Origin of the sequence: Glutamicibacter sp. NPDC127525, assembly GCF_042672105.1 — a bacterium.
Classification (GTDB): domain Bacteria; phylum Actinomycetota; class Actinomycetes; order Actinomycetales; family Micrococcaceae; genus Glutamicibacter.
Window position 1 is genome coordinate 1 of sequence record NZ_JBHXVN010000009.1, and the last position, 25,965, is coordinate 25,965.

The 25,965-nt window shown below is 56.5% G+C and carries 26 protein-coding genes; 12 read left to right on the forward strand and 14 right to left on the reverse strand.

Annotated elements, in window-relative coordinates; genetic code table 11:
* Positions 1 to 297: hypothetical protein (locus tag ACFVHU_RS16790; RefSeq protein WP_388025425.1), on the reverse strand; the 297-nt coding region annotated here is incomplete at its 3' end.
* Between the two features lie 506 nt (positions 298 to 803).
* Between ACFVHU_RS16790 and ACFVHU_RS16795 the strand changes: the two genes are divergently transcribed.
* The 3 genes from ACFVHU_RS16795 to ACFVHU_RS16805 all read left to right on the forward strand — a co-directional run bounded on the left by ACFVHU_RS16795 (position 804) and on the right by ACFVHU_RS16805 (position 5,003).
* Positions 804 to 1,817, forward strand: coding sequence for a DUF932 domain-containing protein (locus ACFVHU_RS16795; protein WP_388025426.1), 1,014 nt, complete (start codon positions 804 to 806; stop codon positions 1,815 to 1,817).
* Between the two features lie 849 nt (positions 1,818 to 2,666).
* Positions 2,667 to 3,611, forward strand: coding sequence for a hypothetical protein (locus tag ACFVHU_RS16800; protein WP_388025427.1), 945 nt, complete (start codon positions 2,667 to 2,669; stop codon positions 3,609 to 3,611).
* Between the two features lie 231 nt (positions 3,612 to 3,842).
* Entirely contained in the window at positions 3,843 to 5,003 is a 1,161-nt protein-coding gene (locus ACFVHU_RS16805) for a hypothetical protein (RefSeq protein ID WP_388025429.1), read from the forward strand.
* Positions 5,004 to 5,428: 425 nt separating this feature from the next.
* Here the strand turns inward: ACFVHU_RS16805 and ACFVHU_RS16810 are convergent, their stop codons facing one another.
* Positions 5,429 to 6,298, reverse strand: a complete 870-nt coding sequence (locus ACFVHU_RS16810) for a hypothetical protein (RefSeq protein ID WP_388025430.1) — start codon at positions 6,296 to 6,298, stop codon at positions 5,429 to 5,431.
* 16 nt (positions 6,299 to 6,314) lie between these two features.
* Between ACFVHU_RS16810 and ACFVHU_RS16815 the strand changes: the two genes are divergently transcribed.
* Entirely contained in the window at positions 6,315 to 7,406 is a 1,092-nt protein-coding gene (locus ACFVHU_RS16815) for a type IV toxin-antitoxin system AbiEi family antitoxin domain-containing protein (protein ID WP_388025431.1), read from the forward strand.
* Positions 7,406 to 8,356, forward strand: a complete 951-nt coding sequence (locus tag ACFVHU_RS16820; RefSeq protein ID WP_388025432.1) for a nucleotidyl transferase AbiEii/AbiGii toxin family protein — start codon at positions 7,406 to 7,408, stop codon at positions 8,354 to 8,356. The genes ACFVHU_RS16815 and ACFVHU_RS16820 overlap by 1 nt, the downstream gene beginning before the upstream one ends.
* A gap of 321 nt (positions 8,357 to 8,677) precedes the next feature.
* Here the strand turns inward: ACFVHU_RS16820 and ACFVHU_RS16825 are convergent, their stop codons facing one another.
* On the reverse strand, positions 8,678 to 8,941 hold the full coding sequence (locus ACFVHU_RS16825; protein WP_388025433.1) for a hypothetical protein: 264 nt from the start codon (positions 8,939 to 8,941) through the stop codon (positions 8,678 to 8,680).
* 901 nt (positions 8,942 to 9,842) lie between these two features.
* Between ACFVHU_RS16825 and ACFVHU_RS16830 the strand changes: the two genes are divergently transcribed.
* Positions 9,843 to 11,162, forward strand: a complete 1,320-nt coding sequence (locus ACFVHU_RS16830) for a helix-turn-helix domain-containing protein (protein ID WP_388025435.1) — start codon at positions 9,843 to 9,845, stop codon at positions 11,160 to 11,162.
* 60 nt (positions 11,163 to 11,222) lie between these two features.
* On the opposite strand, the gene ACFVHU_RS16835 is transcribed toward ACFVHU_RS16830, so the two are convergent.
* From ACFVHU_RS16835 to ACFVHU_RS16880, 10 genes are all read right to left on the reverse strand, one after another.
* Positions 11,223 to 12,260 (reverse strand): hypothetical protein, encoded by a 1,038-nt coding sequence (locus ACFVHU_RS16835; RefSeq protein ID WP_388025436.1) that lies wholly within the window; start codon positions 12,258 to 12,260, stop codon positions 11,223 to 11,225.
* Positions 12,261 to 12,390: 130 nt separating this feature from the next.
* Positions 12,391 to 12,780, reverse strand: a complete 390-nt coding sequence (locus ACFVHU_RS16840) for a DUF1016 N-terminal domain-containing protein (RefSeq protein ID WP_388025438.1) — start codon at positions 12,778 to 12,780, stop codon at positions 12,391 to 12,393.
* Between the two features lie 1,199 nt (positions 12,781 to 13,979).
* Positions 13,980 to 17,798 carry a P-loop NTPase fold protein gene (locus ACFVHU_RS16845; protein ID WP_388025440.1) on the reverse strand — a complete coding sequence of 1,273 codons (3,819 nt, stop codon included), beginning with the start codon at positions 17,796 to 17,798 and terminating at the stop codon, positions 13,980 to 13,982.
* Positions 17,799 to 18,187: 389 nt separating this feature from the next.
* Entirely contained in the window at positions 18,188 to 18,391 is a 204-nt protein-coding gene (locus ACFVHU_RS16850) for a hypothetical protein (RefSeq protein ID WP_388025442.1), read from the reverse strand.
* A 481-nt stretch (positions 18,392 to 18,872) separates the two neighbouring features.
* Complete coding sequence (locus tag ACFVHU_RS16855) at positions 18,873 to 19,145, reverse strand: hypothetical protein (protein WP_388025444.1); 273 nt, start codon at positions 19,143 to 19,145, stop codon at positions 18,873 to 18,875.
* An 80-nt stretch (positions 19,146 to 19,225) separates the two neighbouring features.
* A complete protein-coding gene (locus tag ACFVHU_RS16860; RefSeq protein WP_388025446.1) occupies positions 19,226 to 20,188 on the reverse strand; it encodes a DUF3560 domain-containing protein in 963 nt (320 codons plus the stop codon).
* Positions 20,189 to 20,201: 13 nt separating this feature from the next.
* The gene (locus ACFVHU_RS16865) at positions 20,202 to 20,615 is read right to left on the reverse strand and encodes a hypothetical protein (RefSeq protein WP_388025447.1); all 414 of its coding nucleotides are present in this window, start codon (positions 20,613 to 20,615) and stop codon (positions 20,202 to 20,204) included.
* On the reverse strand, positions 20,612 to 20,875 hold the full coding sequence (locus ACFVHU_RS16870; protein WP_388025449.1) for a hypothetical protein: 264 nt from the start codon (positions 20,873 to 20,875) through the stop codon (positions 20,612 to 20,614). The genes ACFVHU_RS16865 and ACFVHU_RS16870 overlap by 4 nt, the downstream gene beginning before the upstream one ends.
* A 76-nt stretch (positions 20,876 to 20,951) precedes the next feature.
* Entirely contained in the window at positions 20,952 to 21,446 is a 495-nt protein-coding gene (locus tag ACFVHU_RS16875) for a hypothetical protein (RefSeq protein ID WP_388025451.1), read from the reverse strand.
* 61 nt (positions 21,447 to 21,507) lie between these two features.
* Positions 21,508 to 21,714 carry a hypothetical protein gene (locus tag ACFVHU_RS16880; protein ID WP_060700378.1) on the reverse strand — a complete coding sequence of 69 codons (207 nt, stop codon included), beginning with the start codon at positions 21,712 to 21,714 and terminating at the stop codon, positions 21,508 to 21,510.
* Between the two features lie 215 nt (positions 21,715 to 21,929).
* Here ACFVHU_RS16880 and ACFVHU_RS16885 point away from each other — a divergent pair, with 215 nt between their 5' ends.
* The 5 genes from ACFVHU_RS16885 (at position 21,930) to ACFVHU_RS16905 (ending at position 24,074) form a co-directional block, all read left to right on the forward strand.
* Positions 21,930 to 22,295 carry a hypothetical protein gene (locus ACFVHU_RS16885; RefSeq protein ID WP_388025452.1) on the forward strand — a complete coding sequence of 122 codons (366 nt, stop codon included), beginning with the start codon at positions 21,930 to 21,932 and terminating at the stop codon, positions 22,293 to 22,295.
* Positions 22,285 to 23,007, forward strand: coding sequence for an HNH endonuclease family protein (locus ACFVHU_RS16890; protein ID WP_388025454.1), 723 nt, complete (start codon positions 22,285 to 22,287; stop codon positions 23,005 to 23,007). The genes ACFVHU_RS16885 and ACFVHU_RS16890 overlap by 11 nt, the downstream gene beginning before the upstream one ends.
* A 130-nt stretch (positions 23,008 to 23,137) precedes the next feature.
* The gene (locus tag ACFVHU_RS16895; protein ID WP_388025455.1) at positions 23,138 to 23,401 is read left to right on the forward strand and encodes a hypothetical protein; all 264 of its coding nucleotides are present in this window, start codon (positions 23,138 to 23,140) and stop codon (positions 23,399 to 23,401) included.
* Positions 23,402 to 23,433: 32 nt separating this feature from the next.
* A complete protein-coding gene (locus tag ACFVHU_RS16900) occupies positions 23,434 to 23,811 on the forward strand; it encodes a hypothetical protein (RefSeq protein ID WP_388025457.1) in 378 nt (125 codons plus the stop codon).
* 80 nt (positions 23,812 to 23,891) lie between these two features.
* Positions 23,892 to 24,074 carry a histone-like nucleoid-structuring protein Lsr2 gene (locus tag ACFVHU_RS16905; protein WP_388025681.1) on the forward strand — a complete coding sequence of 61 codons (183 nt, stop codon included), beginning with the start codon at positions 23,892 to 23,894 and terminating at the stop codon, positions 24,072 to 24,074.
* A 168-nt stretch (positions 24,075 to 24,242) separates the two neighbouring features.
* Here the strand turns inward: ACFVHU_RS16905 and ACFVHU_RS16910 are convergent, their stop codons facing one another.
* Positions 24,243 to 25,229 carry a Shedu anti-phage system protein SduA domain-containing protein gene (locus ACFVHU_RS16910; protein WP_388025458.1) on the reverse strand — a complete coding sequence of 329 codons (987 nt, stop codon included), beginning with the start codon at positions 25,227 to 25,229 and terminating at the stop codon, positions 24,243 to 24,245.
* 81 nt (positions 25,230 to 25,310) lie between these two features.
* Between ACFVHU_RS16910 and ACFVHU_RS16915 the strand changes: the two genes are divergently transcribed.
* Positions 25,311 to 25,922: a hypothetical protein gene (locus ACFVHU_RS16915; protein WP_388025460.1), complete on the forward strand. Its 612-nt coding sequence runs from the start codon at positions 25,311 to 25,313 to the stop codon at positions 25,920 to 25,922.
* The last annotated feature ends 43 nt before the right edge of the window (positions 25,923 to 25,965 follow it).

Consider the following 25,965-nt stretch of genomic DNA (forward strand, 5'->3'; position numbering starts at 1 on the left):
CAGCGAGCTAGGGGCCTGGCGGCCCCGCTCCTTCCCAGTGCTGGCGCACTGGGTGCCGCCCTGCCGGGCGCCCTGGTCTCGTCGTGCTTGCGTCGCGTTGTTAGCCTTCGGGCGGTCGCTGACGCGCCGCTGTTCACTGGCCGGAGTGTCGCCACGTCGGGCAGCTGCGGGTGCGCTGGTGGTTACGGAGAGGGCTTTGGACGAGGTGGGGGTCGCCTCGGTCGCGATGCCTGCTGACGGGCCGGCGGCTGGCCAGCTGGGCTTGACTGCTTCAGCCTGTGTGTTGCTCTGCTTCACTGGAATCCCCTCCCCCGCGTGCCTGCTAGTATGTCTCCGTTGATTTTGTAGATACTAGAATTCTATCATGTTTCACCATGTCAAACAAGATATTTTCAATCGGCGCTGGTGATATCGCACTATGATCTTACCTATGATGTTACATAGTTGTAAACATATGTTGTGCCATATGAGGCTCATTAAGGCTCCCCCTACTGCGCAGCCTTAGGCCCCGCGCGCCCGAGGCGCTTCATCCCGGCCTGCCCTGCCGTGATCTGAGGTTGGCTTCGGGGGCGCTGGGGCTCTGTCCTGGTGGCTGTGCACGCCCGATCAGGGAGGAACTTGCGCATTCCTGGGCGAGGCTCAAAAACGATATGGCGTTGCTGCACTCATAGGCTTTCTGGTGGAGCTGCTTATGGGCGTTTAGGGGCCAGAATTTAAATTTAGTAAAGTCTAACTTGATCTAAATATGGTTCTCAGCATATGATGGTTTATGTCAGATCATTTACCCGAGAATCGATAGGCTCATGGCACACGAAATCGAAACCGCAGCAGACGGCCGCGCAGCATTCTTCGCAGCCCGCAAATCCGCATGGCACGCGCTGGGAACCACCACTGTAGAAGCCCAGACAGCCGAGGTAGCCCTCGAACTGGCATACCTCTCCGGCTGGAACGTACACAAGGCCCCACTGACCGCCACCAGCACCGACTCCAACGGCAACGACCTCCACTTGCCCGTCAACGGCAAATACGCCACTGTGCGCACCAATCCCTTCAACGGCCAACGCGAGCCCCTGGGCGTCGTCGGCAAGGTCTACCAGCCCATCCAAAACGAAGAACACACCGAGCTGCTCAACCAGCTTGTAGACCAGTCCGGCGCCCACTTCGAAACTGCCGGTTCCCTACGCGGTGGCCGGGAAGTCTTCGTCACCATGAAACTGCCCGAGCACATGCTCGTCGGCGACGTCGACCGCGTCGACCTCTACATCGCAGCAATGAACAGCCACGACGGCTCCGCTCCATTCCGCTTCGTTGTCACCCCAATCCGCGTAGTCTGCGCCAACACCCAACGCGCAGCGCTGAATAACGCGGTCAGCACCTTCTCCATCCGCCATACGCGCAGCGCCAAGAACAACATCGAAGCAGCCCGCCAAGCCCTCAGCCTCGCGTTCAAGTTCCAAGACCAGTTCCAGCTGGCAGCCGAGCAAATGATCCAGCAGACCATGGCAGAAGACCACTTCCGCACATACATCGACAAGCTCTTCCCTGCCCCCTCAAAGGATGCCACCACCCGCGTCCACGACACCTACCGCGAGAAGCGCAACACCCTCGACTTCCTCTTCACCGACGCCAGCACCAACGCCCCTATCCGGGGCACCCGCTGGGCTGGATACCAAGCCGTCACCGAATACATCGACCACTACGCACCAACCCAACGCAACCAGTGGGCCGACAACGAAAACACCGCCCGCGCGCTCTCCAGCCTCGGCAAGAACTCCGTCAACCTCAAGCACCAAGCATTCGCCCTCGCCAACGCCTAAACACAACACACAAGGCCGGGAAACCACCGTCTCCCGGCCTTAGCCATGCCCACAGCACCAAGCCACCTACCGGCGAGCGCGAGCGTGGCTCTGTGGGTGTTCTGTGGCCTTGCTGATGTGTGCGGTGGGTCGGGTCTTGGTTCTTGATGTCTGCTGCAGCGAGATCGCCGGGCGGTATGTCCCCCCAGAGGGTGGCCAGGGCGGAGATCTGCTGCAGGTGCGGTGCCTGCGCGCCGTGGCGGTATGTCTTGGGTACCTTTGCCAGGTGTGCGGGGTATCGCTCGTGGGGGGGTGAGTCGGGCTTTGTTTGGCGTGCTGGGTTGTTAGATTTTAAATCTAGAACCTGAGGGGATATTTATTGGTTTTTCAAGGTTTTTATGGTTCATCATCTGGTGATTTTCTTGGGTGTGATTTGTCTGATGGATCTTTTGCTCGGTGTTGCACCTGGCTGTCCGAAGCCTGGGACATACCGTCCATGATGAGAAGGCGCCGGCGTGCAGCGACCAGGTACCAGGGTGCTGGCTACCTCGGCGAGCGCCGTCGAAGTGGTAGGTCTTGGGTACCAGGTGGTCAAGGTGCCGGCGTGGAAGGTCGGTGTGGTGAGAGACGTACCGTTGGCGGCCGTGCCTGAGGAGGATGATGTCTTCCTGGTAGGCCTGGGCGGTGAGGCGCAGGACGTACCGCGGTATCAGTCGATGGCCGTGGACCGGGTTGAGGATGGTGCCCGCGGCCGGATCTGCTGCAGGATCCCGCGGAGCGGTATGTCCCCTCCCTGGGCTCGAAATGCATGCTGGGCAGAAAGCTAGGCATCCCACTCTGGAAATACGTATTCCGGCTATCGTGATCATCATGACTAACACTCTGCTGAGATCAATCCGAGAGCGAATTCTGGATGAGTCAGAACCTCTTGATGGACTTCTCCGAAAGTGCCTACTTCTCGGGGCAGAAACAGGTTCAAATGCGCTTCGGGACTGGGCGCGTAGTGAACTGAACGGGTACAGCAGCGATGAATCGATTCCTGAATACCGAGTGCTCCCTACTCCGCCAATTGTGATGTCATCGGTGAGCGGGAATTACCTCTCAAAAGGGCAACATCTTCATCGGTTTGAGTTGCCGGCAAAAGCGTCTGAAGTTATTCCTGATCAGTTCCATATCACCCAGCCCATTGGAGAGCTGGAACAAATTTCGACAAGCAAATCTGTTTCCTTCATTGCCCCAGAGCTCAATCTTGCGAAGATCATTTGGAATAGGTCACTTGATTCTGATTTCCAGCAAATACTGGATTTGTCTTATACGATTGCTGGCTCAACGCTTGCAGGCGTTATGAGCAAGGTTCGGACTCAACTTGTCGAGATTATTGCCGATCTCTCATCTGATATTCCGTTGGATGAGTTACCGAAGAAAGCACAAGTTGATTCGGCTGTTAGCCAGCGGATTGGTACACAGTACAACACGACTATTCATGCAACACACGGGCCCACGGCAATAGGTAACAAGGCACAAGCCAGCACCAATGGGATCACTATAGAAGAAGCGGTCCAACTGCTTGATGCTGCGCGATCTGTTGCCTCTGACAAAGTAGTGGACGACGAGGACAAAGCCGAGCTACTTGAAGCCATCGAAGAACTACGTACCGTCGTTTCGCAGCCGGCCCCAGATACAGGACATGTGGTCAAAGAAGTCGGGAAGCTACGCAAAATAGCCGAACGGACCGGCGGTGCTGCCCTAATAGCTGCCGTCGAGGGATCCGCAAGTGCGCTCATGGAACTGGCCATGTCAGGGGCATTTGGCTAAACCTCTACGGCGAGCGCAGGGGGGCAGAAGTGTTCCATCAGGGCGGGGCACGGATCACCTTTGATGCTCTTCCGAAGTTCAAAGTATCGCAGCCGGATCTGCTGCAGAGATCCCGCGGGGCGGTATGTCCCCTCCCTGGGTCCGCTACAGGCACTGTCTATACATTGATTTTCCTCGCGAATGCAGCACGCAGAATCAGCCAGCTTGGCTTGGTGGCCCTAAGCTTATTGAATGTACCCTCCACCGGCTGGGCCGCTTCTGACGGCTGAACAACGCCAGAGACTCGACGACACGTTCCTGTCCTCTGATCCGTTTGAATATTTCAGTGCCCGGATCAATATGATCCTTCAATGGGCTGATTCCAGGGGACTGCAAACAAGTCCAACTGTTCCGTCTGACAGTAACCAGCAACCGTCGAAGAGCAGAGAGCAGTTCTCCCGGTTCTTGGGACGGGCTCCTGATTTTGCGCTCACGGCTTCTTCAAGAAGCATCTCTACTCAAGTCGCTACAGACGCCTATGCCCTGCGCCACCATGCTGCTGAGGCTCTGGTGCGCTTGGCCGCGGTCGTTTTGCCTCGAACAGAGGATTCCACAGCATGTTTCTGGGAGTCTCTATCAACGGGGCCGAACCAGCTTGAGCAGGTGATCAGCCAACTCGAAGAATCCATCTCGGCTCAGGATGCTGGACTGAATTTCGCTCGAAAGGTTCTCAGGAAGCAGGACCTACAAGGTGAGATAACTGAAGAACTTGCTTCGGCTTCCAATGTGTTTGCCAGCTGGTTCCAGTTCTCCATCGACCTGCTCATGGGGCACGAGCTGCACCTCAACGCGGCCCACAACAAGGTCAAGCATGGCTTGTCTGTGCGTGCTCGCGATGACCTCAAAGTATCGTTTACCACCGTTCCTCCTCGCTCAGACGGAACCATACCGCTCAGTGCGTTGACGGGACCTGAGGCAGTGGACATTTTTGACCGTCCTGTGATCGAAGTTCTCGCGCAAGCTCCCAAAGCCAAGGGCCACCGTCAAGGATTGGAGCTCACACAGCTTAGGGTGGATGTCCCTGCGATGCTGTCCGAGGCCTACATGATCGCGTGGACCCACGGCGCCATGTTCCACGTTGCCTCCGAGAAGTATCTGGAGGGGCGGCAAGAGCTTCCAGATTATCTGCAAGCGCCAAAGCATCCTGGTTATCCACTGGGCGGCCCACGACCAGAACATATTTCAGCAAAGGCCCCGGTTGGGATGCGTTTTCCTCTCACTACGCCTCCCGGCGGCGGAGCTGTGCAGCGCCCTGCTGGAATCGCCTTTCGCGATGTGTTTGTTCCTTTGAACTTTACTGGTCCTGAGATGCGTAATGTCCGTGTTGTTGCCGATGACGAAACGGAGGCATAGGTGAGCATGAAGAAGAGTGAATCAAACCTGGCTGATCCGGAAAACTGCATGCTCTATGCTTACTAGTTCCATGAGCTCACAGATGCTGCACGGCACCGGGATCGTCCATGAGTTCTTCGATGGATTCACTAGCAATTCATGCAGGGCAGCGCTCTTTTTTCGTGCTTGTGGGATTGTCGCTGTTTATAGGCTCTCCCACTTCTGAAAGGACCTCCGGCTTCGCCCATCCTCCAGAAGGATGCTGATCGGTATGCAATACAGGCCCCCTCTCACAGGAGCTACCGCCGCTCGGCGAGCGCCAACAACTCCTGTTGTCAGTACTCGCCGCGGTGAAGGTGGTTAGATGCCCGAGGCGTTCTTGTGTACCGTTCGTGCTCTTCACGCTAGTGGACAGATATTTTCCAGGATGTTCCTCTTCGTTCGGTTCACTCCGAGGGCGCTATGGAGTAGTTGTGGCCAGGCTCTGCATCGTTGATAAACGGGCGCAGAAGATCTGAGTCGAAAACCTTGTTCTTGTCCTTGTGTCCCAGGTCTTCTCTCATTGCTTTGAGAAGGTCAGCAGTGATTTTGGGGAACTCATTTTCCCGAAACGGTTCCTCGCTAACTCTCATAAGTCTGTATCGGAAATGGTTCCAAGCGTTCAGGACAGGGCCTGATCCCCACACGATCACTTGCGGGCTAAAATCGAGCATCTTTTGAAAGTGCTCATCCCTCTTCCCTTCGTCACTTTGGGCTGTCAGCATGCCAGTGAGTGAGCGAACGAGGCTTTCATATACGTCCGTTCGTCGGGCAAGCTGGGCGCGCTCCTTTTCTAGCTTCCGGTTCCAGTACCCGGTCAATGACTGGGTCATAAAAATACCCAAGATGCCGACTAGAGAAACAAATATCGCCGCTTTGGGAGCGTCTAATGTCTTGACCACATCCGCAAGCCAAAGAAGCAGCAGGACCACCGCGCCTAGAGCCAACAGAACCAACAACGCTGCTGCAATCACAGCCCAGACCGGCTGCTTCGAAGATTTCATCTCCCGCTCTTTCTCTTTCAACAAGATCATCCGGCCGTCAAGGCCCCGCCTAGTTCCAGGCAATCCGCGCCTGGAGTTCATCAATGATCCATATTGCCTGATCGAGCCCACGAAATAACCGGCTCCAGGAGCCGCTGGCGAGCGCCAACATTTATAGCTGGCTATGGCCATTGGTGTTGTAAACAGGTACCAGGAGGGGCTACTAGATGTTAATTTGTCACCGAAAGTATCAACTGTTGATACTTTCGGTGACATAATTGGAGTGTTAGCCATGATGAGGAGGTGTCCCGTGGATGCTGTTGAAGCGTTGGAAAGCCTTGAACTGCTCGGTGCTGACCAGTGGGGCTTGGCGACCTCTGCCCAGGCTCAGGAAAACGGGATCTCCAAGGTCTGGTTGCAACGGCTCAACGCCCGTGGAGTCCTGCAGCGCTTAAGGCACGGCGTCTATGCTTTGCCGTCATCCCAGCCAGGGCCTCTGCGGGATGTTCAGGGAGCCTGGCTCAGCGTTTCGACCACCACCCTAGAACCAGAGAGTGAGGAGGCTGCTTGGCCTGCCGTGGTGTCGGGAGCTAGTGCTGCCGAGTTGCATAAAATTGGTGATCTCCTGGCGCCCTATATCGAGTTTTCCGTCCCGCTACGGCGCATCAGCAAGCAATCAGACGTGAAGCTAATTCGACGCACTCTCACAGCAGAAGACGTCGTGATGATGGACGGCTTACCGGTCACGACCGTCGAGCGGACCATCCATGATCTGAGTGTGGCCCCCACCGATCTGGACCACCTCACCACCCTCGTCGTTGATGCAGCCCGCCTACCAGGAACCGGCGTCACCGGCTTGGCACAGGCCCTGGATCGGCGAGCGCGGAAAGAGGGACATGCCAGCGGCCAGGATCTACTGGAGGAAATGCTCGCCAGGCAAGGGCTCGACCTCAGCTCCGTGGGACTGTCTTCCAGTTTCCTCAAGCAGCTCAATCAGCTGGCCAAGGTGTTCGTCACTCCAGCATTTAGCGAGGGTTTGCTGAAGTCCCTCACCCCACTCACCCAAACTCAGAAGCACTTCACCCCTGAACTTGCCAGAGCGCTCAGCGGGACCCTTCTGGATTCGCTCTCCTCAATCACTGAGAGCCAGAAGAGTTTCACACCCGAAGTTGCCAGAGCGCTCAGTGAGAACTTGCAGAAGTCTTTCTCTCCCATCATCGAAAGCCAGAAGCACTTCACCCCTGAACTTGCAAAAGCTATGAGCGCGGCTATTAAGCCCCATCTACCCGCTGTCTCCATCCCAGCTGCGCAGTGGGCCAAGTTCGCCCTTGAGCGCTCCGCGAAAGATACTGATAAACAGGATCATCATGATGACGGCCACGATGATCAGGAAGAAGACTAATGACAGCCAGCGGTAAATCAAGTATTGAGCTTGCCCGCGAGCGCAGGTCCCGCGATGCCAAAATTCGCAATGCCGCAAAGGACCAGGGCACCACCGCAGAGCTGATCCGCAAACAGGTTGCCTTCAACCTGTTCTTCCAACGCGTCTTCTCCCAGGAAGATTCACGCTGGACCCTCCTGGGCGGTAACGCCCTGCTGATCCGCACCGGGTACGGACGCTTCACCCAAGACGTCGACCTGTCCAGAGACGAGCAATGGGAGGACCTGAGCCATGTCCAAGAAGAACTCGAAGCCCTGCTGTCCGAAGGCGACCGCCTTGACGATTTCAGCTTCACCATCACCAAGGCCATCGCCCACTCAGAACCAGACAACTACGGGTACGGCTCGAAAACCGCGAAAATCAACGTCCGCGTAGACTTCGGCGGCAAACCCTTCGACACGTTCTCCATCGACATCACCAGCCGAAAACACATCACCAGCGCTGTAGAACGCATCCAGCTCAAACCAGCACTCGACGACGCAGCCCTCACCGGCTTGCCTGCGATCCCGACCGTCCAGGCCGAAAACCACCTCGCCGACAAAATCTGCGCCCTCTACGAAACACACCAAGGCGCCAAGCAACGCCCCTCCACCCGATACCGCGACCTGGCCGACATGATCCGCTTCGTCAAAGATGTCCCCTTCGATGCCGCACAGCTCATTCTCGTGCTCAAGCACGAACAACAACGCCGCAAAATCCGGCTCCCTGACCAGCTGGTCTCCCCGCACCCTTCATGGAACAAGGAATACCCCAAAGCAGCCCGCGCCTTCGCCCAATACCCCCAGCACCTGTTGCCCCTGGACAAAGCACTGGACTACGCAGGGACCTGCCTCAACGAAATCCTCAACAACACCCGCACCGAAGGCCGGTGGAACCCCGAACACCAGCAATGGGAACCCGCTAACCACTAACCGCCAGTCAGGAACCAAGAACCACTAACCACTAACCGCCAATCAGGAACCAAGAACCACTAACCACTAACCACTAACCACTAACCACTAACCACTAACCAAAGGACAGCAGATAACAGACGAAACCAAGTCAACTCTCCTACAGCACGTAGGATCACTAGCAGCAACGACATCCGCTACTGGTCAAAAAGTTGCTACGCAGCAACAAAAAACAACAACCAGGGCAAACACCACAACGAGCGCTACTCAACAGGCAACCGGCATGCATGAACACCCCAGGACACCCACTACGCTGCCGCCGGGGCCTGGGACCTTGAAGTGCTACTCCCCTGAAAGAGGCTGCGCCTGGCACCCGCCAAGGGGACATACCACCACCGCTAGCTGCCGCCGGCGCCTTTCTCGATGAGCCCGGGCCTCGAAAGGCCCCGAACCGATGCCCTCGATCCAGGCGATGGCCTCCCGGATCGTTTCGGCTGCCTGGTTCAGGTCTGAGACCTGGCTGATCACGGCCAGGGCCTGCACGCACTGCAAAGACCGCCAGCGGCCATCTGGTTCAGCTTCGACCGTGTACACAGGCTTTCCCAACAGACACTCCCCTTCCGAGGCTGTGTTGCTACAGGTCCAAGCTTTCGGCGAGCGCAGAACCGGGGCGAAGTAGAGCCAGCGTGCAACTGCCCGGGAAACGCAAGACGTACCGCCAACTGCGGACCTCGAATAGTGACGAGCGTGACCGCTGCCTGCAGCCATGCCCGAGCAGTAAAAGCAAGTCGTACTGTCTACGACGGACCTAGCCCTAGTCTCGGCTCCATAGTGGGTTCCGCCTCTTGGAGCTGCGGCCCCGGGGGATACCGTCGGTGGCACAGGGGTGTTCCTTGGGACAGCGCTGGAGGCGGTCGACGGACCTGCTGCAGGCCTGGCCCGGTGGTATGTCCCCCCTCCTGGGTCGCTGCAGTAGCCGTGGCCCAGGAGCATGGAGCGTTATTCTTCTACGGGCTCGGTCCAGTCCAGGGCCGCGACGAGGTGCTCCTCATGCAGAAATCGGAGATGGCCCCACGGCAAATGTCCCGCGGGCTGTGGGACATTTGGATTCCGCTGAGGCCAGATGGCTGCGAAAGAGCGCATGTAGTGCAGGTTGCTGCGAGGTAGCCATGCCTGTCCGGGAGGGACATACCGCCAGCGGGTCAGCTCCTAGGACGCAGGGATCTCCCTCGGTCGTCGGATCTGCTGCAGTTGGAGGAAACCAAAGAACGCACCACCGGAGAGGCTGGGGCCTCACTGATGAGATGCGCCGGCCGGCCCTCGCTGCCGGCAGCCGCGTGATGGTATGTCCCCCACCGCGCCTGGCAGCACATCATGCCGCGTGCGCCTCAGGTCCGTGGTGAGCTTTTTCCTGGCGCTAGAGCCACGGCGAGCGCTACCGAAGTGAAGCGGAGAGGTGTGCTCGTAGCTGGCTCGTCTCGAACCTCCGTATCGATATGCTCAGAACATGCCACGTACACCGCTACATGCAGTTCTCGGCGAAACCGGGACCGAATTCACTTTTGCCTTGATCGAACAGGCTGTCGCCGAAGGGATCGAGGAACGGACAGATCTTGATTGGAAGTCGGCACTGCCGCTCACGGCTGCCGCCAAAGAAGGCCGCGAGGCCCAGGCTATGGAGCTGGCCAAAGACATCGCGGCCATGGCGAACTCTGGCGGCGGGATGATCGTCTACGGAGTCAAGGAAAAAGGCGGCGGGAGATCGGCCGCCGAAGAAATCAAACCAGTAGGGTCCATCGGTGAAGACGTCCTGAAAACCATTCGGCAAGTAGCCAACAACCGCATCTACCCGCCAGTCACTACCCTGCGCCTCATCCCGGTGGCTCCATCCGACCAGCCGGAAAACGGGGTCCTTGCCGCGCTCGTCACCCCGTCACTGGATACCCCGCATCTCATGCATCCAAAAGGCGCCCAGGACGACAAAGGATGGTTCCAAGCTCCCTGGCGCGATGGGGCAGATACCTTCTACATGAATGAACGCCAGCTCGCTGATGCCTACCGCCAGCGAGAGCAACGACGCCATGAAAAGTACCAGGACTTCGAGAAGCTCTACGAAAACTTCCTCAAAACCCTCGGCACCACCAACATTGGCAGCCCCTGCTGGGTTATCGCGGTCGCCCAGCCAATCCAACCTGTAGAAAACGACCGCCGACTTTCAGGCATTAGCGCCAGAAGATTCCTCGACACCGCTATCAGGAACTACTTCCCGCCGGCCCAAGGGATATCAGCCTTCTATGAAATTACCCGCGCGAACGCTGGCCCGAAGCGAGGATTGCGGCACTTCCACTTCACCGCAAAACGACCACTTGGTGACGGAACGATTAAAGCGCGCATAGAAATCCACGGCAACGGCTCCCTTGCCATCGCCTTCACCCGCGACGGCGTGACAGGAGCAAACGTCAGGCGCCCCAAATTCGTCCCCATCGATGATGTTCAAAACCATGCCAAGGAACTCATCGCCTTGATCCTCCAAGCCACCGAATCCCACACTGTGCTCAGCGATTATCGTGTCAGAGTCAGTGTCGAACCGACAACCCAAGCCTTCCTACGCCCAGACCCCCACCTCACCGGGCATTACCAACCCTTCGAAGTAGAACACCGCATCCCCAACCACCAACCCATCGACGCCACCATCATCACCCAATACGGCAGACACCAACTCCTTCAGTCAGCAGCCGAACTCCTCGAAGACCTCAACGCACAATTCGGATACCACACCAGCCCCACCGCCAACGAGCTCGAACGAGAGATCATCCTCAACGACTAGCAAACACCCGGCGAGCGCACCAGGTTTCTGCATTCGCCGGGTTCTTGTCTGGATTATTCGTTATTTTGTCGTTGGTTGGGTTGGACCTGTTTGGGTTCTAGCTGGGTTGTTTTCCTGGTCCCAGATTCTCATCAGCCCTAGGCTCTGGGTTGTTTGAGACCAGTAGCGCTTCTGGGCGTCGGAGTATCTCAGGATTGCTTCGCCTGAAGGGAATACGTACTGGTCGTCGGGTCCTTCCCAGGGAGGAGCCCAGTCGCCTATATAGTGGCTATTCGCGGTCGAGAAAGTGAGGTGCATTTGGGTGTTGGGCGCGAGGTCTCCCAGTTGTTTTTCCATCGCTTTCGTTTGGTCGAGAGCGGTTATTTCTTCGTCTGTCCATGGCGACGGGTCTCCCGCAGCCGATCCGGGACGTCCCTCTGGAGGCAGTGGGCTTCTGATTCTCTTGTTGAGTAAAGCGATGGGCCCTACAGGGGTGAACACCTGCAGGGACAGGTCGGTGAAAGTATCCGTTTTGGACCGGTTGCTAACGATTACATGCAGTTCTTCGCTTTCGTACGATCTCGACCAGTAGTCTTCCTGGTGAGCATTGGCGGAACCATCATCGGTAATAGGATGCTGGGCCTGGAGATTTTCGTAATATACACTCGCGTATACTTCGTCCAGGGCAGGTTTGAAGGCTCCTACTTCCCAAGAGACCTGGCTTGCCTTGCCGTAGGCTTCACTACGCGCTTCTTCAACCAGCTGCCGATGATTTTCATCGGCTTTCTTCTGGTCTTCGAGCCAGTGCTTTTCCTTTTGATCGATTAGCTGTTCGTGTCGTTGGGCCTCCTCAAGACGTGCCTTTTCTCTGGCATCCATGTCTTTTTGGCGTTCACGCGTGTCTTGGATGAACGTTAAGGCCGCGTAGGCCAACGCGCTGGCCGTCGCCAGGGACCCGACCCAGGTACCCCAGGCGGCCCAATCGGCAGCAGCTCTGGGAAAGAAGTACCAGGGTTCAGAGCTCAGCATGTTGGCGAACCAGCCACCACCGACGACAAACACCACAATGCCAACAATGACGAGCAAAGTTACCGGCAAAGCTTTCACGAGATTCTTCATGTATCGGTCTGGCTCCTTCACCAGCTACTGTATTTTCTTCTGAGTGCGGGACAGATTCCAGTTGCTTCAGCACAGTCAGAAGATCTGTATCCAGGGGCTCCCGCCGGGATTGAGCGAACCTTTGCCAGTATCAAGCGGCCAACTCTTGGAAAGCTTTACGCCGGCAAACAAAATAACGTACGGCGGCGGCAGTTGATCGTCCCACAGGTTGTGGGACATTTGGATCCCACTGCGGCCAGGTGGCGGCGAAAGAGCGCATGTATTGCAGATTGCTGCGAGATAGCCCCGTCATCTCTGGGAACGCCCGATGCAGGTCTTCAGACAATCTGGTGATGACTGCGCTGCCCCATCCTTGGCGTTCTTGTTCCTTCAGGATGCGGTGCCCGATATTCCAGTACAAGTCGATGAGCGCTGTATTGACGACGCGTTGAGCTTGGCGCTGGGCCGTGGACACTTGTGTTTTGAGGTCCGCGAGGAACTGGGCGTAGCCCTCTGGGGCCAGGGCATCGGTGGGAGGCATACCACCGAGTTTATCCGCCCCGCACGACAGGGAGGAGGATGTAGTGCCAGGAATGCTCTGCTCTGGGGCTTGGCGTGCAGCGGGGATCTGGTGGGCAATATTGGCAGTTCGTTCAGGTCCCTTGCGAAACCAAGCGGTATGACTCTGGGCCTAGGGGTCCTGTTCTGTTGCAGGAGGTACGGCGAGCGCGCGAGGCAGCGGTAGTGCCGGGCGGGACGTACCGCCCTCTCGTCGGGTCCCAGGGCGCAGCGGGGCTTGGCGTGGTCGTCGAGGGTTCTGCTGTTGAAAGGGGGCCAAGGACGTACCGCCAGGGGACCTCACTGATGAGATGCGCCGGCCGGATCTGCTGCCAGGCGGCCGTGTGGTGGTATGTCCCCGCCGATCCTGGCAGCGGGTTAGCTTGCTGAGTTCTGGGGTGGATGCCTGAGCTCGGCCCCAGGGCCAGGGCCCGGGATGAGACCTACCGTCGATGAGTAGCCGGACCGGGTCGAGCGAAGACCTGGTTCGTTGATGGCGCCCGAGGAGTGGATCCACTCTTCGGGCGCCGCGTAACGGTATGTCCCCACCGTGCCTGGCAGCGCATCAAGGCCGCTGGTTGCATAGCAAGTTATCTACCAAGAGGATGACGGCGGTTTTATTTGGCTCCGAATAAAGCCAGCGCCAAATGCCTGGTCTCTACTGGGCCAATACCCGCCGTAATTGAAAGATTGCTTTCGGGCCAAATCATAGACTTCGATAATGACCCCAGCGCGCTGCCATATTGCAGTACCTGTTCACCCGTTCTTGAAGCACTGGCCATGGGAGAACCCGTCCTGCTGATACCGATCGCTGACGCAGGTGCCAATGAACTAAAAAACGGGGGTCAGCACAGCTGACCCGGGGGTGGAATTGAGTCCAAAAGTTCTTGAGACTCATCCACCCACGAAAGAAAGAAGGACCGCCATGAAGATGCGCACCTTGATTATTATCGGCGTTGGTCTGTGGATTCTGATCCATGGGGCACTGATCATTCTGGAAGCGGCAGCAGCAATCGCTGACGCTTTCGGAATCTAGGGACCTTGCTCTGGGGGCTTCTTACCGAGGCTCCCAGAGCACCCACCTTTTCTAAACCCTCACAGCGCGTCTTTAGGCCCGCGTCTAAAGGGGAATCTAGCTCACAGGTCCCTTTCTGGGGACCGTTTTACCGTATCGTTCACATGCTAGCGCCCCAGAGCTTCTAGGGCCGCCCGGTATGCGGCTGCCTTTTCTGAATTCCTAGGCCCGCGCTTCCATGCAGACAACGCCAGTGAATCGGTTATTTTGCTCCCCCGCACTGCTCTCGCGATAGCTGCTGTCACTTTGCCGTTAGGCTCTTTCACGATCCAGTGCTCGAGTGCATTTTCGACATCGTTAGCGACCAAGCGGTCAAACTCGGGATCAGTGCGTGTTGCATGGAGCACGATAGCTGCACCGAGCGCGTCTCTTACGGATCCCACTAGGAGAGGTTGCAAAACGGTTCTCACCTCGTTTCGCGTGTCAGCTTCAAGCGGGATAGTTATGAACAACCACTTGGTGGTGTGCTTCTCAGAAGCACTGTCGAGCGTATCATCGAGGACCGTTCGAACGGCATCGGCATACAGGCCTGGCTCGGCCTCTGCCAAAGCTTTCGCGAATGTAGACCGGGAAGTGGCTGAAACCGATGCCTCGGCTGCTTGATCCAAATATCCGGCCCAAGTCGAACTAGCTTGATCCGATTCCAACGCATCGTAACGCCCAGCAACGGCTTTCATCGCTTCGCCTGATGCGCTTTCTAGCGCAACCGTGACGGCATTGTCTAGTTCGAGGTGATCCGCAAGCGCATCAGCACGTTTGATTGTGCTGATATCAGGACCCTCTTCAGAGATCAAGTTATCGATTCGGGTGATGAACTGCTCAGAAACCTCCGTGCGGAGAAACTGAAGATCAATCAGCGCCCAGAAATCTGCCGACTCAAATTCATTGACATGGCGCGCGAAGTTACTGTTGACCTCAGGTATGACTTTCGCAGACCATGGGAGTTTCGCTGTTGTTACCAATGCACGCTGGCGATGTGTACCCCCGTGCGCCGCAACCGCGACAAGAGCGTTAACCACTTCCCGTTGAGTGGCATCAGAGACGTGCCCCGTCCCAATAACATCGGCCGCCGCGGTGGTCGCACCGCCAGTGAAATCATAGTTGGTGCTGAACCAAGGCACCATTTCAGCGACCGCATCATCAGCCCATTCTCTGAGCTCGTCAGTCGAGAACAATGTTGCCGTGAGGCGGTCAGCAGCTTCCGGAGATCCCGAGACCCCAAACTGGGAAACCCATTTGTCGTGGATTGTCTCTCGCGCGGCAGGTTCAAGTCGCCCAGCGATCGTGGCGATGCGGACTGCAGAGTCAGCAAGATCGACGCCAGCACTATCTGTTCCATCCCAGTCTTCGGACCAGGAAGTGAAAATCGCCTCAACAAGCTTCACCTGCCCGTTAGCTCCATGTTCCACCATCGCTTCAATCACGGGGAGAGCCATCGAACTAGCAAACGTACCTCCTTCAACCCAACCAGCAATCACGTCGGCGGTGCGTCCTGTCGAATAGACACGCTTCGCCCCATCGCCCGAACCCCAACTTTGAATTCTGGACGCGGCTCGGACCGCCAGAGCCACAGCTCCACTGAGTACTCTCGCGACTGGTTCACTGCCATCTTCAACAGCTGTGGCACTCGCAGGGAGGGAGGTGTATGTGAGGCGTGACAGTTGCTTGTCCGTCAGCTCCAACTTTTCAATTGCAACAAACGCGATCGCACAGTCGTAAGTGTCGGCAGCTCTGCTGAGAGCTGCGAACAAGACTGATTCGTCCATGAGTTCGGCGGGTTCAATAATGTGACTGGCAATGTCTTCGACTGCTGTGAGATCTTCTTCATCCGCGGAGAGATCATCGTCATCATTTGCAGCAAGCTGAACCGCTTTCGAGAGAAGACTGCTCGCGGTGTGCGCATCCAGGTTCTCATGGTCCCAGACAGCATAGGCTTCCCAGGACTCGATGGCTTCGATTCGCCGTTCCACCCATGCATCAAATCCATCATCGCCAACTGCGGCGGCAATCAATTCACGTGCTTTCCAAACTTCGCCGTCGTTGATTTCCTCGCTCGCGTTGAGGACTGCCCGCCCAAGTAGATTTGCTGATCCTGACGGTGCGATGCCCAGTAACGCGATCGCCCCGGCAACATCTGTAAGGGCATGTGGCCTTTGGCTGACGATTGCGCCAACAACTCTTGCGATCTCTGCGCTTCGCAGGGCTTCGTTTCTCGATACTGCGGCTAGGAGCGCGGCAACGCCATTGTCTTGCTCAGCTGGGACTAGTTCGCGAAGCACTGCTGCAAGGAGTTCTCTGAACGAATCGGTGGATTCCACACCGCCACTAAGTGCTTCCTCTGCCAATCGCGCTAGCTCTGCGGACTGGTTATTAGCAAGAGCCTGCCGCAAAGCTCGCGCATGTAAGTTTCCGAGCAATTGACTGAAGCGATCCTGTCCAAGATAGAGGAAGGGCACATAGTCCACGTCTTCAGGTCCCCACCCTGCCGTCCGGGCAAGATACCGAAACAATGGCGCATTCCGTGGGTCGCTAATATTGAAGCCCATTTCCGTGAGCGCACCGATCTCTTTATCAGAAGCGTCAACTGAAGAAGCACGGGAGCCCAATTCGATAAGGTCCACGTCGTCGAGCACAGCTCGGAAGAACGCCGGATAGTCAGTCTTAAGCACTACCACTCGCGCGAGTACATCGAGGTTTTTCGTAACGATCCCATCTCGCAGAGATCTGGAGCCTGTGCGTAGTTCACGAGCGTGTGCAAGTCGGTAGTCGCTACTGAACGCATTAAGGAGTCGAACGACGTGACGAGGATCCCTCACATCATCGTGAATCAACATCATGATCACATCGTCCATCTTCGGGCCTACTCGTTCTGCGAGGGTGGTCGCCTGCTCGTTGATCAATGACCGCGCGAAGTCTCGTAGATCGAAAGTCTCGTGAACTGGAACTTGCTGCCTCAAGGTGAACAATCGGTTGAGAAACTCGTGTGCATCCGCGGTGCTCGCACCGTTGCCAGCCTCGATGGCAGACCTCACGATCTCCTCATCGATGGAGACAATGAAGATCGGCTGTTTGCCCTTCTTGCATGTGAGTTGGAAGCTGCGAATCGCGTTCAACGCAGCAAGTATCTGCTCTTTTGAGAGTCGGTCGATGTCATCGACTGCTACCACGAGCCGAGTTTTAGCTTTCTCAACCAGTGCTGCGAACGCTTGTTCTTGTTCGTCTGCTGCTTCGACCTTTGCTCGTTGCGTCACCCGCGCTCCTGACGCGAATAGTCCTCGAAGGTTCACAGATCCGATGTCGATGCTGCTGCCGAGCCAAATGAATGGACCAAAGAATGCACCCGTTGTGACGAAAGGGATCACAAAACTTGAGATAGATTTCCAGACTTCCGGTGGGACTAGGAAAGACAACAGCCCGATTAGTGCAGCCGCGCCGACCATAGCCAGTGCTATATAGATGAGGAATTTGCTACGCGATAATCGCAGCTTCTCCTGTAGTTGAGCTGCAATTCGTCCGAGGGGTGAAAGCGCAAAGTCTGAAATGGTTGTTGATTGCGCACTTCGCAGCGGCTCTAGAATCTCGTCAGCGTCCTTAGAGGACAATTGTTTGGAAGCGACGAGGGCCTCGGCAAATGCGTATACGGCTGCACGGTGGAAGCCCACCGGTTCGTGACGCTCTGCCGACATCCTGATTAAGCCAAGATTTCTGTCGCCTTGAAGTTTCGAACGTAGTAGCTCGATGATCGTGCTCTTGCCCACGCCGAACTGGCCTAGTAGGCCAATCATGCGCCGATGATTCGTTGGTTCGGTCACCATGCGGTGTAGATTATCCGCAATGTCATCATGTCCGAATGCGTCTTGAGACACTTCACCAACTGGCGCGTCAACGACAAACCAATTCCCGCTTGGGCGCACTTGTGCGCTCATTTAACACCGTACCTTCCCGCCAATAAAAAGCCATCCGCACCTCCAGTTGTGATAACTGCAGGCAGATATACGGAAAGCCAGGATGCATTTGATAATAGTCGGGTTCTAGCGATGACGTCGTTGCTCCTGGCGGTGGTGTGTTCAACGCTTCCCCTGACTTAAAGCGGTAGTAACAATGTTCGCTGAAATCGCGTCTCCTGTCTTCGGCGAAGACGAGCCCGACGGGCAGGCGAAACATAGTTGTCTCATCAGCGGCAGGAACATCGCCACATAGCCGAACCAGACTCGCCGCCACTAGCGCTACCTATTCGAGCCCGGAAGTCTTGCTCAGGCTGTCTTGCAGATATCGGGACCGAGAGACGTGAAAGCATGTCCTTCTGTAGGTGTAGTTAACCTCGATCAGGGGACATACCGGTCACAGTTCCAGAGGTTTTTTCTGCGACAGCCCTGAGGCAGTGCTGGCAGGTCACTTTTTTGATGTTGGAGGTAGTTGATGCGGTGAGTGCTGTACAGCGGGCGATGAAGCTATCGACAAAGGTGAAACCTGGAATCGATAGTTGATCGCTGACTAGGTGTATTAGTTCCTCGTTCATCGCATTTCCTGACGTCCTATGTCGCGGCAAGGAGTATCGCTGAGCTAAGGGAGCCGATGGCCAGGGTCGTGAGGAACAACTGCATCAGGGTGACAGCCCTGATGGAGAATCCCCCTTTTTTGTCTTGGAAGAAGATCATGGGAGCTTCTGAACCTAGAAGCCAGAAGCTGAAAATTCCTAAAGCGGCTAGTCCGAGTATTGTCAACAAATGGACCTCTTTTCTGGTCAAATTGTGATGTGCGGATTCAATATCGTCCAGAAGGTCATGGTGACCCACAGCGAAGTTAGGTTCTCGTGCTCGGTGGCGCTTGGGGTTGGTAGGCCCCGTTGCTGGCGTTTTGCTTTCTTTCGTTGAAAGCTGAGCACCCGTCCAGCAATACTCTCAGCACCTTTGAGATCTTCAACGATGGTCTGGCTGAACCCCTGAGCTTTTTCTGGATAGTCATAACCGGGGATACTCAGTTTTCGGGTGGGGTGGTGTTCAGGCGGCCGGCGCCAGTGCTAGAAGGCGATTCGGTGCAGGGGTCCAGAATTCCTGGTACTCGCTGTGGTTCATGTCTTCGGCGACGTGGGTGATGAGGTAACTGGCACAGAGGTTTACTGGGTTGATCTCTTTGACGTGCGACTGGGCAAAGTTCGCTGCAATGCGGGAAATCTGCAGGCTGTGAGATGAGCCGATGATATGTCCCTCATAGGACACGAGCCAGGATGGCCAAACATAGGGGTTCTTCTTGATCTTGATGTGCGTGTACATGATGCTTTCCATTCGTTGTGGTGGTGGTCGTGGGATGAGTTTCATGAGTTGGATCGTGGAACCTGCTTTCTGATGAGGGGTTAGCTGCTGAGTAGTTGGTCAGCTGGTGGTTCGGCTGTCTGGTGGCCTTTGATGGAGCTGTATGGAGCTTTGCCAGTGCGGCCGGTGTTATCGACGCTCACGGTTTTAGCGTTGGCCCGGAGTACCTGGTGCCAGTGAGGACCGATCAGGACGTAGTCGCCCGGGCTGATGGTGTCTTTGCTGTAGTTGCCGATGCGTCCGGCTTTGAGGTGTTCACGCTGCACGCTTTGCCAGTACTGGATCTGCTCTGCAAGTGCAGCTATTTCTTCCTGGGCGCGGGTTTTGGCTTCCCCTGATGCTGGTGGGACTTCACGCTGATAGGGTGTGGCGCGGTTCGCGGTGTATCCGTCGATGGACCGCTTGAGCTGGCGCATCTGTGCGGTGAGCTTTTCGAGCTTGTTGGCTACTGTCTGCGGGTTATTCCGCGCGCCTGTGGCGTGGTGGGCGGCTTCGGCTTTTTCGAGCGCTTGAAGTGCTGCATGGTCGGCTTCAACGCTGTTCTTCCAGTCGGTGTTTGCCTTGTCGATAGCCTGCAGGTGCCGTGTTTCCGAGTGGTGGCCAGCTTTGACTGGTTCTCCGGCAGTTGGCAGACGGTGGTGGGCCGCGAAGAATGCTTGTTCAGCCTCGTTGGCTTCGTGCGCTTTACGTTCTGCGACGCCCTGCAAGTGCTGCGCCCGCTGGGCAGCGCGTTCGGCGAGGTCCGTTTCAACTTCCGTCGTGCTCCGTACTGAGTGGTCGAGTTGTACGTGAACAGCGTGGTGTGCTGCAGTGAGTGCTTTCGTGGTTTCTTCGATGATCTGCAGCTTTGGAGTGTTGTCGCGGGACCGGGGGACATACCATTTCCCTAATCCTCGACCCCACTTCCAGCCGTGGGCTTTAAGGATCTCGTTGGCCCCGTCCCCGCGGGATGTACCTTCGAGCAGTGTTCCAGCACTTGGGGTGTGCGTGATGGTGATGCTCATTGCCTTGTCCTTCTCAGTGCTTGGTGCGGTCGTAGACTGCCAGCGCTCCGTTATAGCTATGGCCCGTTTGGTTTTGGATGAGCCGGAGATAGCGCGAGTCGCTGGTGTGGGCGTGGTTTCCCCCGCTGGTGTGCCATTCATGATCTGGTTTCCAGGTGTTGCTGGTGGTGTCCCAGTGGGCCGGTATGAGGTTGGCTTCCGTCTGTCCGTAGATCGTCTTGGTGCGAAGTAGCACGGGAGCTTCGATGTCTTCGTGCTGGGTGGTGGTGCCCTCGGTGAGGTGATGGACTTCCCATTGCTCCTCTGCGTAGTAGCCGACGAGGGTTAGCTCGTCATAGATGGCGCTGAGCCCGGTGTGGATGTAGTGGGGGTTGTCTGCCGGGCGGAGGACCCCAAGGGTGAGGGTGGTGTGCTCCGGGGTACTCATGGTGCGCTCTCCTTCTTGTTGTCTTGGTGGCGGGCTAGGACGCTGGTGGCTTGGTCAATGAGTTGCTGGTGGGAGCAAGCGGCCCAGCTGGGGCGCTCGTTAGTTGCTGTTGTGCGGACGGTTTCTTCCTCGATGGCCTGCTGGCAGGCGCTGATCAGCCCGGTCAGTTCTTTTGCAGTGAGCGTGGCGAGGTAAGCGGTTGCTTCGCGGTTGTTCGTTGCTGCGAGTTTCTCGGTGTGCTGGGCCAGTGAGTGGGTCATCGGGGCATCCTGTTCTGCTTGTTGTGCGGTAGTTAGCTCTGTGTGGGGGCCGTTCCTGTCATGGGAGTCTGAATTTTTAGCGTTGAGCCTTTGGGCGGCCTGTAGTGGTGTTGCGGTTCCGGACCCAGGCTTCTGCACTGGCTTTGAGGTAGAGGGCAACGGTGTTGGTGCTGAGGGCTACCGGCGGGAAGGTGGGGTCTTTCCGGGATAGTTCGCGCACGCGCTGGCGGGTAATGCCCGCGTGGGCGGCGATGTCGGTCAGGGTGACCAGATCGGGAATTTGCGCGGTGGCGTAATCGGCGTCGAAGTCCTTTTCTGTGCGTAGTGTCATCGTGGTGATTTCGACTCCGGCAAGGGGGCCGGTGGTCAGCAGTTCTGTAGTCTGCTGGGCTGCATCGAGGTGTTCGGCAGCTTCGAGGGTGAGCGAGATGGTGATGCTGGCGAGGTTCTTTGGATCGATGGTTGCTGAGACCCCGTGGTCAGTGAGATGCGCCGTGAGATCAAGCAGCTCGGCGTCTTCGTGCAGTGGCTGTGGGAGGGTCAGTTTGGTGTAGATATGCCAGGTGGTCATGGTGGTTCCTTTTCTAGTGGTGGGGAGGGTGGCCGCCGGGGCTTCCCGGCGGCCTTGCGACCTACTGCGGTTCGATGAATCCCTGCCGTTTGAGATCAGCCATGAAGTTTTTCCATGCTTTGTGATCACTCGGTGTCCGGTGGGTTCCGATGGTCAGCTGGTCTTTGTTGGGTGGGTAGATCATCCAGCCTGACTTGGTTTCCCTGACTCGGAATCCTTGGCGTTCAAGTTCTGGTATGAGCTTGCGAACCTTTTTTTCGTGTCGCATCTGCGAACCTCTTTCTCTTGATCTGACAAATACAACTTTACTAAAAGACTTGTCGCGTGACAACCTTTTGTCTAGATTTATTTTCTAGGCACTGATTGTGGCCTCGGCGACCATTCGAGAATCCGTGACAGAAAGCCGATCCAGACAGAGCTATCCCCTGAGCAATCAGGACAGACTTGATGCCCGGCGAGCGCCGTGGAAGAGAAAGGGATGTGATGATTTCACGCAAGCAGTTGGAGCCGACCTTGGGTCGGCATGGCTTCTCGTATGTCGAGGAGCCCGGTTTCCATAGTTTTCATCGCGTGCATCGTGATGGCGATGACCAGTATGTGCGGTTTTTTACCTGGTCCAACAAGGCGCACGCTGAAAAAGCGGGAATTCCACGGGCCTATTTGGTGATGGTGTTGCGTGAGGGGCGGTTTCGGCTCCCTTTGGTGCAGTGGCCTTCTAGTGAGCAGGCGCGGATTCCGTTTGGTGAGGTGCTCGATGAGCTGGAGAGGGTTTTTCTAGGCCCCCTGGAGCTGGATGCCGCTTCACGGTCTCAGGTCTTCGCTGGATTGGAGGATCGCTATGTTCTGTAGTGGTGCGCTGTTGCGTGGCAAGCTGCGGTGGGCAGGGGTCTCGGCGCTGATCATTGGTCTGGGTTTGAGTGGTTGTTCGGCGGTGGATTCTGTGGATCTCTCGTCGTGGCATTCCAGTTCGGCCGCATCGGTGAGTCCTTCGCTGAAGCAGGACTATGCTCTGGCGTTGAAGCAGCTGGATCAGGTTGAGGTGAAGGGACGCACCGCGAAAACTGGGTATGCGCGGGATCAGTTCGGTAAAGGCTGGAAGGACCCTGACCGCAATGGGTGCGATGCGCGCAATGATGTGCTGACCCGTGACCTGCATGAGGCGAAGTTCAAGCCAGGATCGGCGCAGTGCACGGTGCTCTCGGGGATTTTCACTGATCCGTACACGGGAGAGCAGATTGATTTCGTGCGCGGTCCTTCCACGAGCACTGCAGTGCAGATTGATCATGTCGTTGCTTTGTCTGACAGCTGGCAAAAGGGCGCCCAGCTGTGGAGTAGTGAGAAGCGGTTGCAGTTCGCTAATGACCCGTTGAATCTGCTGGCCTCCGATGGTCCCACTAATGCGGCCAAGGGAGATAAGGACGCTGCGACCTGGTTGCCTCCGAATAAGGAGTTTCGGTGTGATTACGTGGCGAGGCAGACAGAGGTGAAAGCAAAATATGGGGTGTGGATGACTCCTGCTGAGCATCAAGCTATCAAGAGGATTTTGGAGCGCTGCACGTAACGGCCTCTAGGCAGTGCTTCGACTTTTTGTAGGCTGGTTAGGAAGAAGAGATTCAGCAATATTGGAGGGACATACCGTGTCTGAAGCTTCTCGACTTCATGAGATCCGAACAATCAAAGCAGGATTAGTCGTGAATTCCCGGCTCTTGAAGATGGCGTGGGGCCTTGCCGGGACTATTTTGTTCGCCATTGCCCTCCTGGTGGCCTACTTCTGGGCAGATAATGGGTTGACTAGTGCCCTGAGTAATCAGAGTGCTGCCGTCGCTTGGCCTACCTACGCATTCCTGGCCCTGGCTGCAGCGATGTCTGCGGTCGTGGTCACTGTTTTTACCCGTCGCAAGCTTGATCTCGAAGCGCAGCTGGCCCTGCTGCAGATCAAGCCATGCGACAGCTAATCCGTGAACAACGGTCTTCTGGAGGAACACTTATGGGACATACCATCACCCCTGAGCGCATCACCCGATTAGCCCCAAACGAAGTGTTCGTCTTCGGTTCGAATGCTAAAGGGCGGCACCTCGGTGGCGCAGCCCGCACCGCATGGCTCAAATTCGGGGCGAAATCCGGCAAAGGAACCGGCCACCATGGGCAAAGCTACGCCATCGACTCAATGAGCGGACTACCTACCCTTGAACACCAGGTCCAAGAGTTCATCGACTATGCCACGGAGCATCAGGAGCTCATGTTCCTCCTCACCCCGATCGGCACCGGCATTGCAGGACTCACGGCTGAGCAAGTCGCCCCACTCTTTCGCAATGCACCACCCAACATCACCCTGCCCGCATCTTTCGCAAGCATCATCAACTAACCCACCCCGTATCCGGGGACATACCACCACTAAGGAGAGCCCACTTAGCCCGCGAAACCCGCATCACCCTCATCGACGACATTGACGGCACCGAAGCGACCGAGTCCATCAGCTTCACCATCAACGCCAACAGCTACGAGATCGACCTCAACGAGACCAACGCCACAGCCTTCCGCGCCGCTTTCCAGCCATACATCGATTCAGCCCAGCACAACACCCAGCAGGCGACAACAGATTCCCAGGCAATCCGCGAATGCCGCTAAGAACAACATCCAAGTCAACGCCCGCGGCCGCATCAAACAAGAAATCATCGACCAGTACTACAACTCGCTACGCAAACAAGCCGCCGGCCGAAACTAGACACCACGCAATAAGAGGCCAGGGCGGGGACGGTATGTCCCCACCCTGGCCTCTTTCAAGAATCACACCTGCTATTCCAAACCACCTTTGGTGGCGTAGGGCTGGTGAGGATCCCGCCGCTGCGCGCCAATGCTTTTCCAATGCCCCCATCGCTGAGACAAATATGCCTTCCGCTCAGCGCTCATCATCACCGAGCGCTGTAAAGCAACTTCCGGATCTCCAAGAAATTGAGCATCCAGGCCCGTCATACCGTGCGTGTGAAAAACAGGCGAAAACGCAAACGGCACAGGTCCATTAGTAGTCATCGAAACGGTAATAGTGTTCTGATGATCATACCGAGGCTTCACAGAATCAAAAGTCATAAACGTCTCGTCAGGGGCATACTTAGACCCTCTCTTATGACGCAAAACATCAGGATTACGATGACCTCCATCGGAGGTGAACTCAGACGCTCGACCATAGATCAACAAGAAATGCGGCTGCAACTGACGGTTAAGATGCTGGTCCCCAAACATATACTTCTGGCGAAAAAGCGAAGGGTTCGAACCTTCAGCGAACCATGAACGCCATTCATCAAGCTGATCCTTCGCCTGAGTAAAATGCGCAGTTGGGGTCCCATCCTTGTTAAACCAACGCTTCGACGGCTTCTCGATCTCGATCAAAATTGGCGTTATGAGGGAAGAAGACTTCGTCACCCACATGAAATCAGGAACATAAAGTGGACCAGCCCCCGAAAGCTTCGGCTGGCGAAAAACTGCCGACAGCTGCGACCCATGATGCCCACCCGGACCGATATCCCCGCTACCACCAGGAATCATCGCAGGATGAAGTTCTAGAAAACTCTGAACCGCGCTTTCCTCAGGATTAGAATCTAATAGCTTCACCCACTGTTCCCTGACTTCGTAGGAATACTGCTCCCAAGCCATAGGCTGAGGACGCGTCGGGTCATTATCAGGCGCATGAACCGCCAAAGGGTCAACTTGAGTCATGAAGAGATCATATTCGAGCCCCACAGAATCGCCGACAACCGGCCAATGCTGCTTAAAGTCCAGCGTCACGCGACCCCAGGCAACAATTTAGTAAAATCCAATTTGCTACAATTAAGAACGTCAGATCAACCTCACCCAAGGACGCCCCCAATGCGCGGACTCACCCTCGAACAAGCAGCCGACAAAGCAGGCATCAAACCCGCCTACTTCCGCTACCTCATGTCCCAACTCAACGGCACCAACCTCGACCTACGCACCCCACCAGAACCAGGCGAACGCGCTCGCCGGTATAGCCCGCAGAAGCTTGCAGCCTGGATAAAGAACGGGAAGCCGCTGCCTGCGTCTGAGAGGACTTCCGCTCCAGAAGATACCGATGCGCAGACGCACGTGGCTGGAACAGCAGTCAGGACTACCAATGGCAATGGATGGACTGTTTCCGTTGAAGATCCATCCATCCTGGTAGAGGCCAACACCTTACAGCGGGCTTGGGCCTTGAGTCGCATGAAAGCTGCGGAAAAACTAGGGATCGAGCTGGAAGATCTGGTTGTCGACGTCACCGTTGAATTCCCCGCTGAACAAGCTGCGCACTTCGAGACAGGGCGCCAGCTCGCAGCCGAGGCAGAAGCTACACGCCTGAAGGCGGAACAGCATCGGCTGGAAGGGATTCGGGGCTTGGTCAAAGCCGGTTGGAGAAACAATGAGATCGCTGCTGCAATGGGAATGACTCCCCAACGCATTCAGCAATTGCTGGCAGGTAAATAGTCGGGTACATACCAGTTTGGCCTGTCTGCAAGGCTTTTAGCCT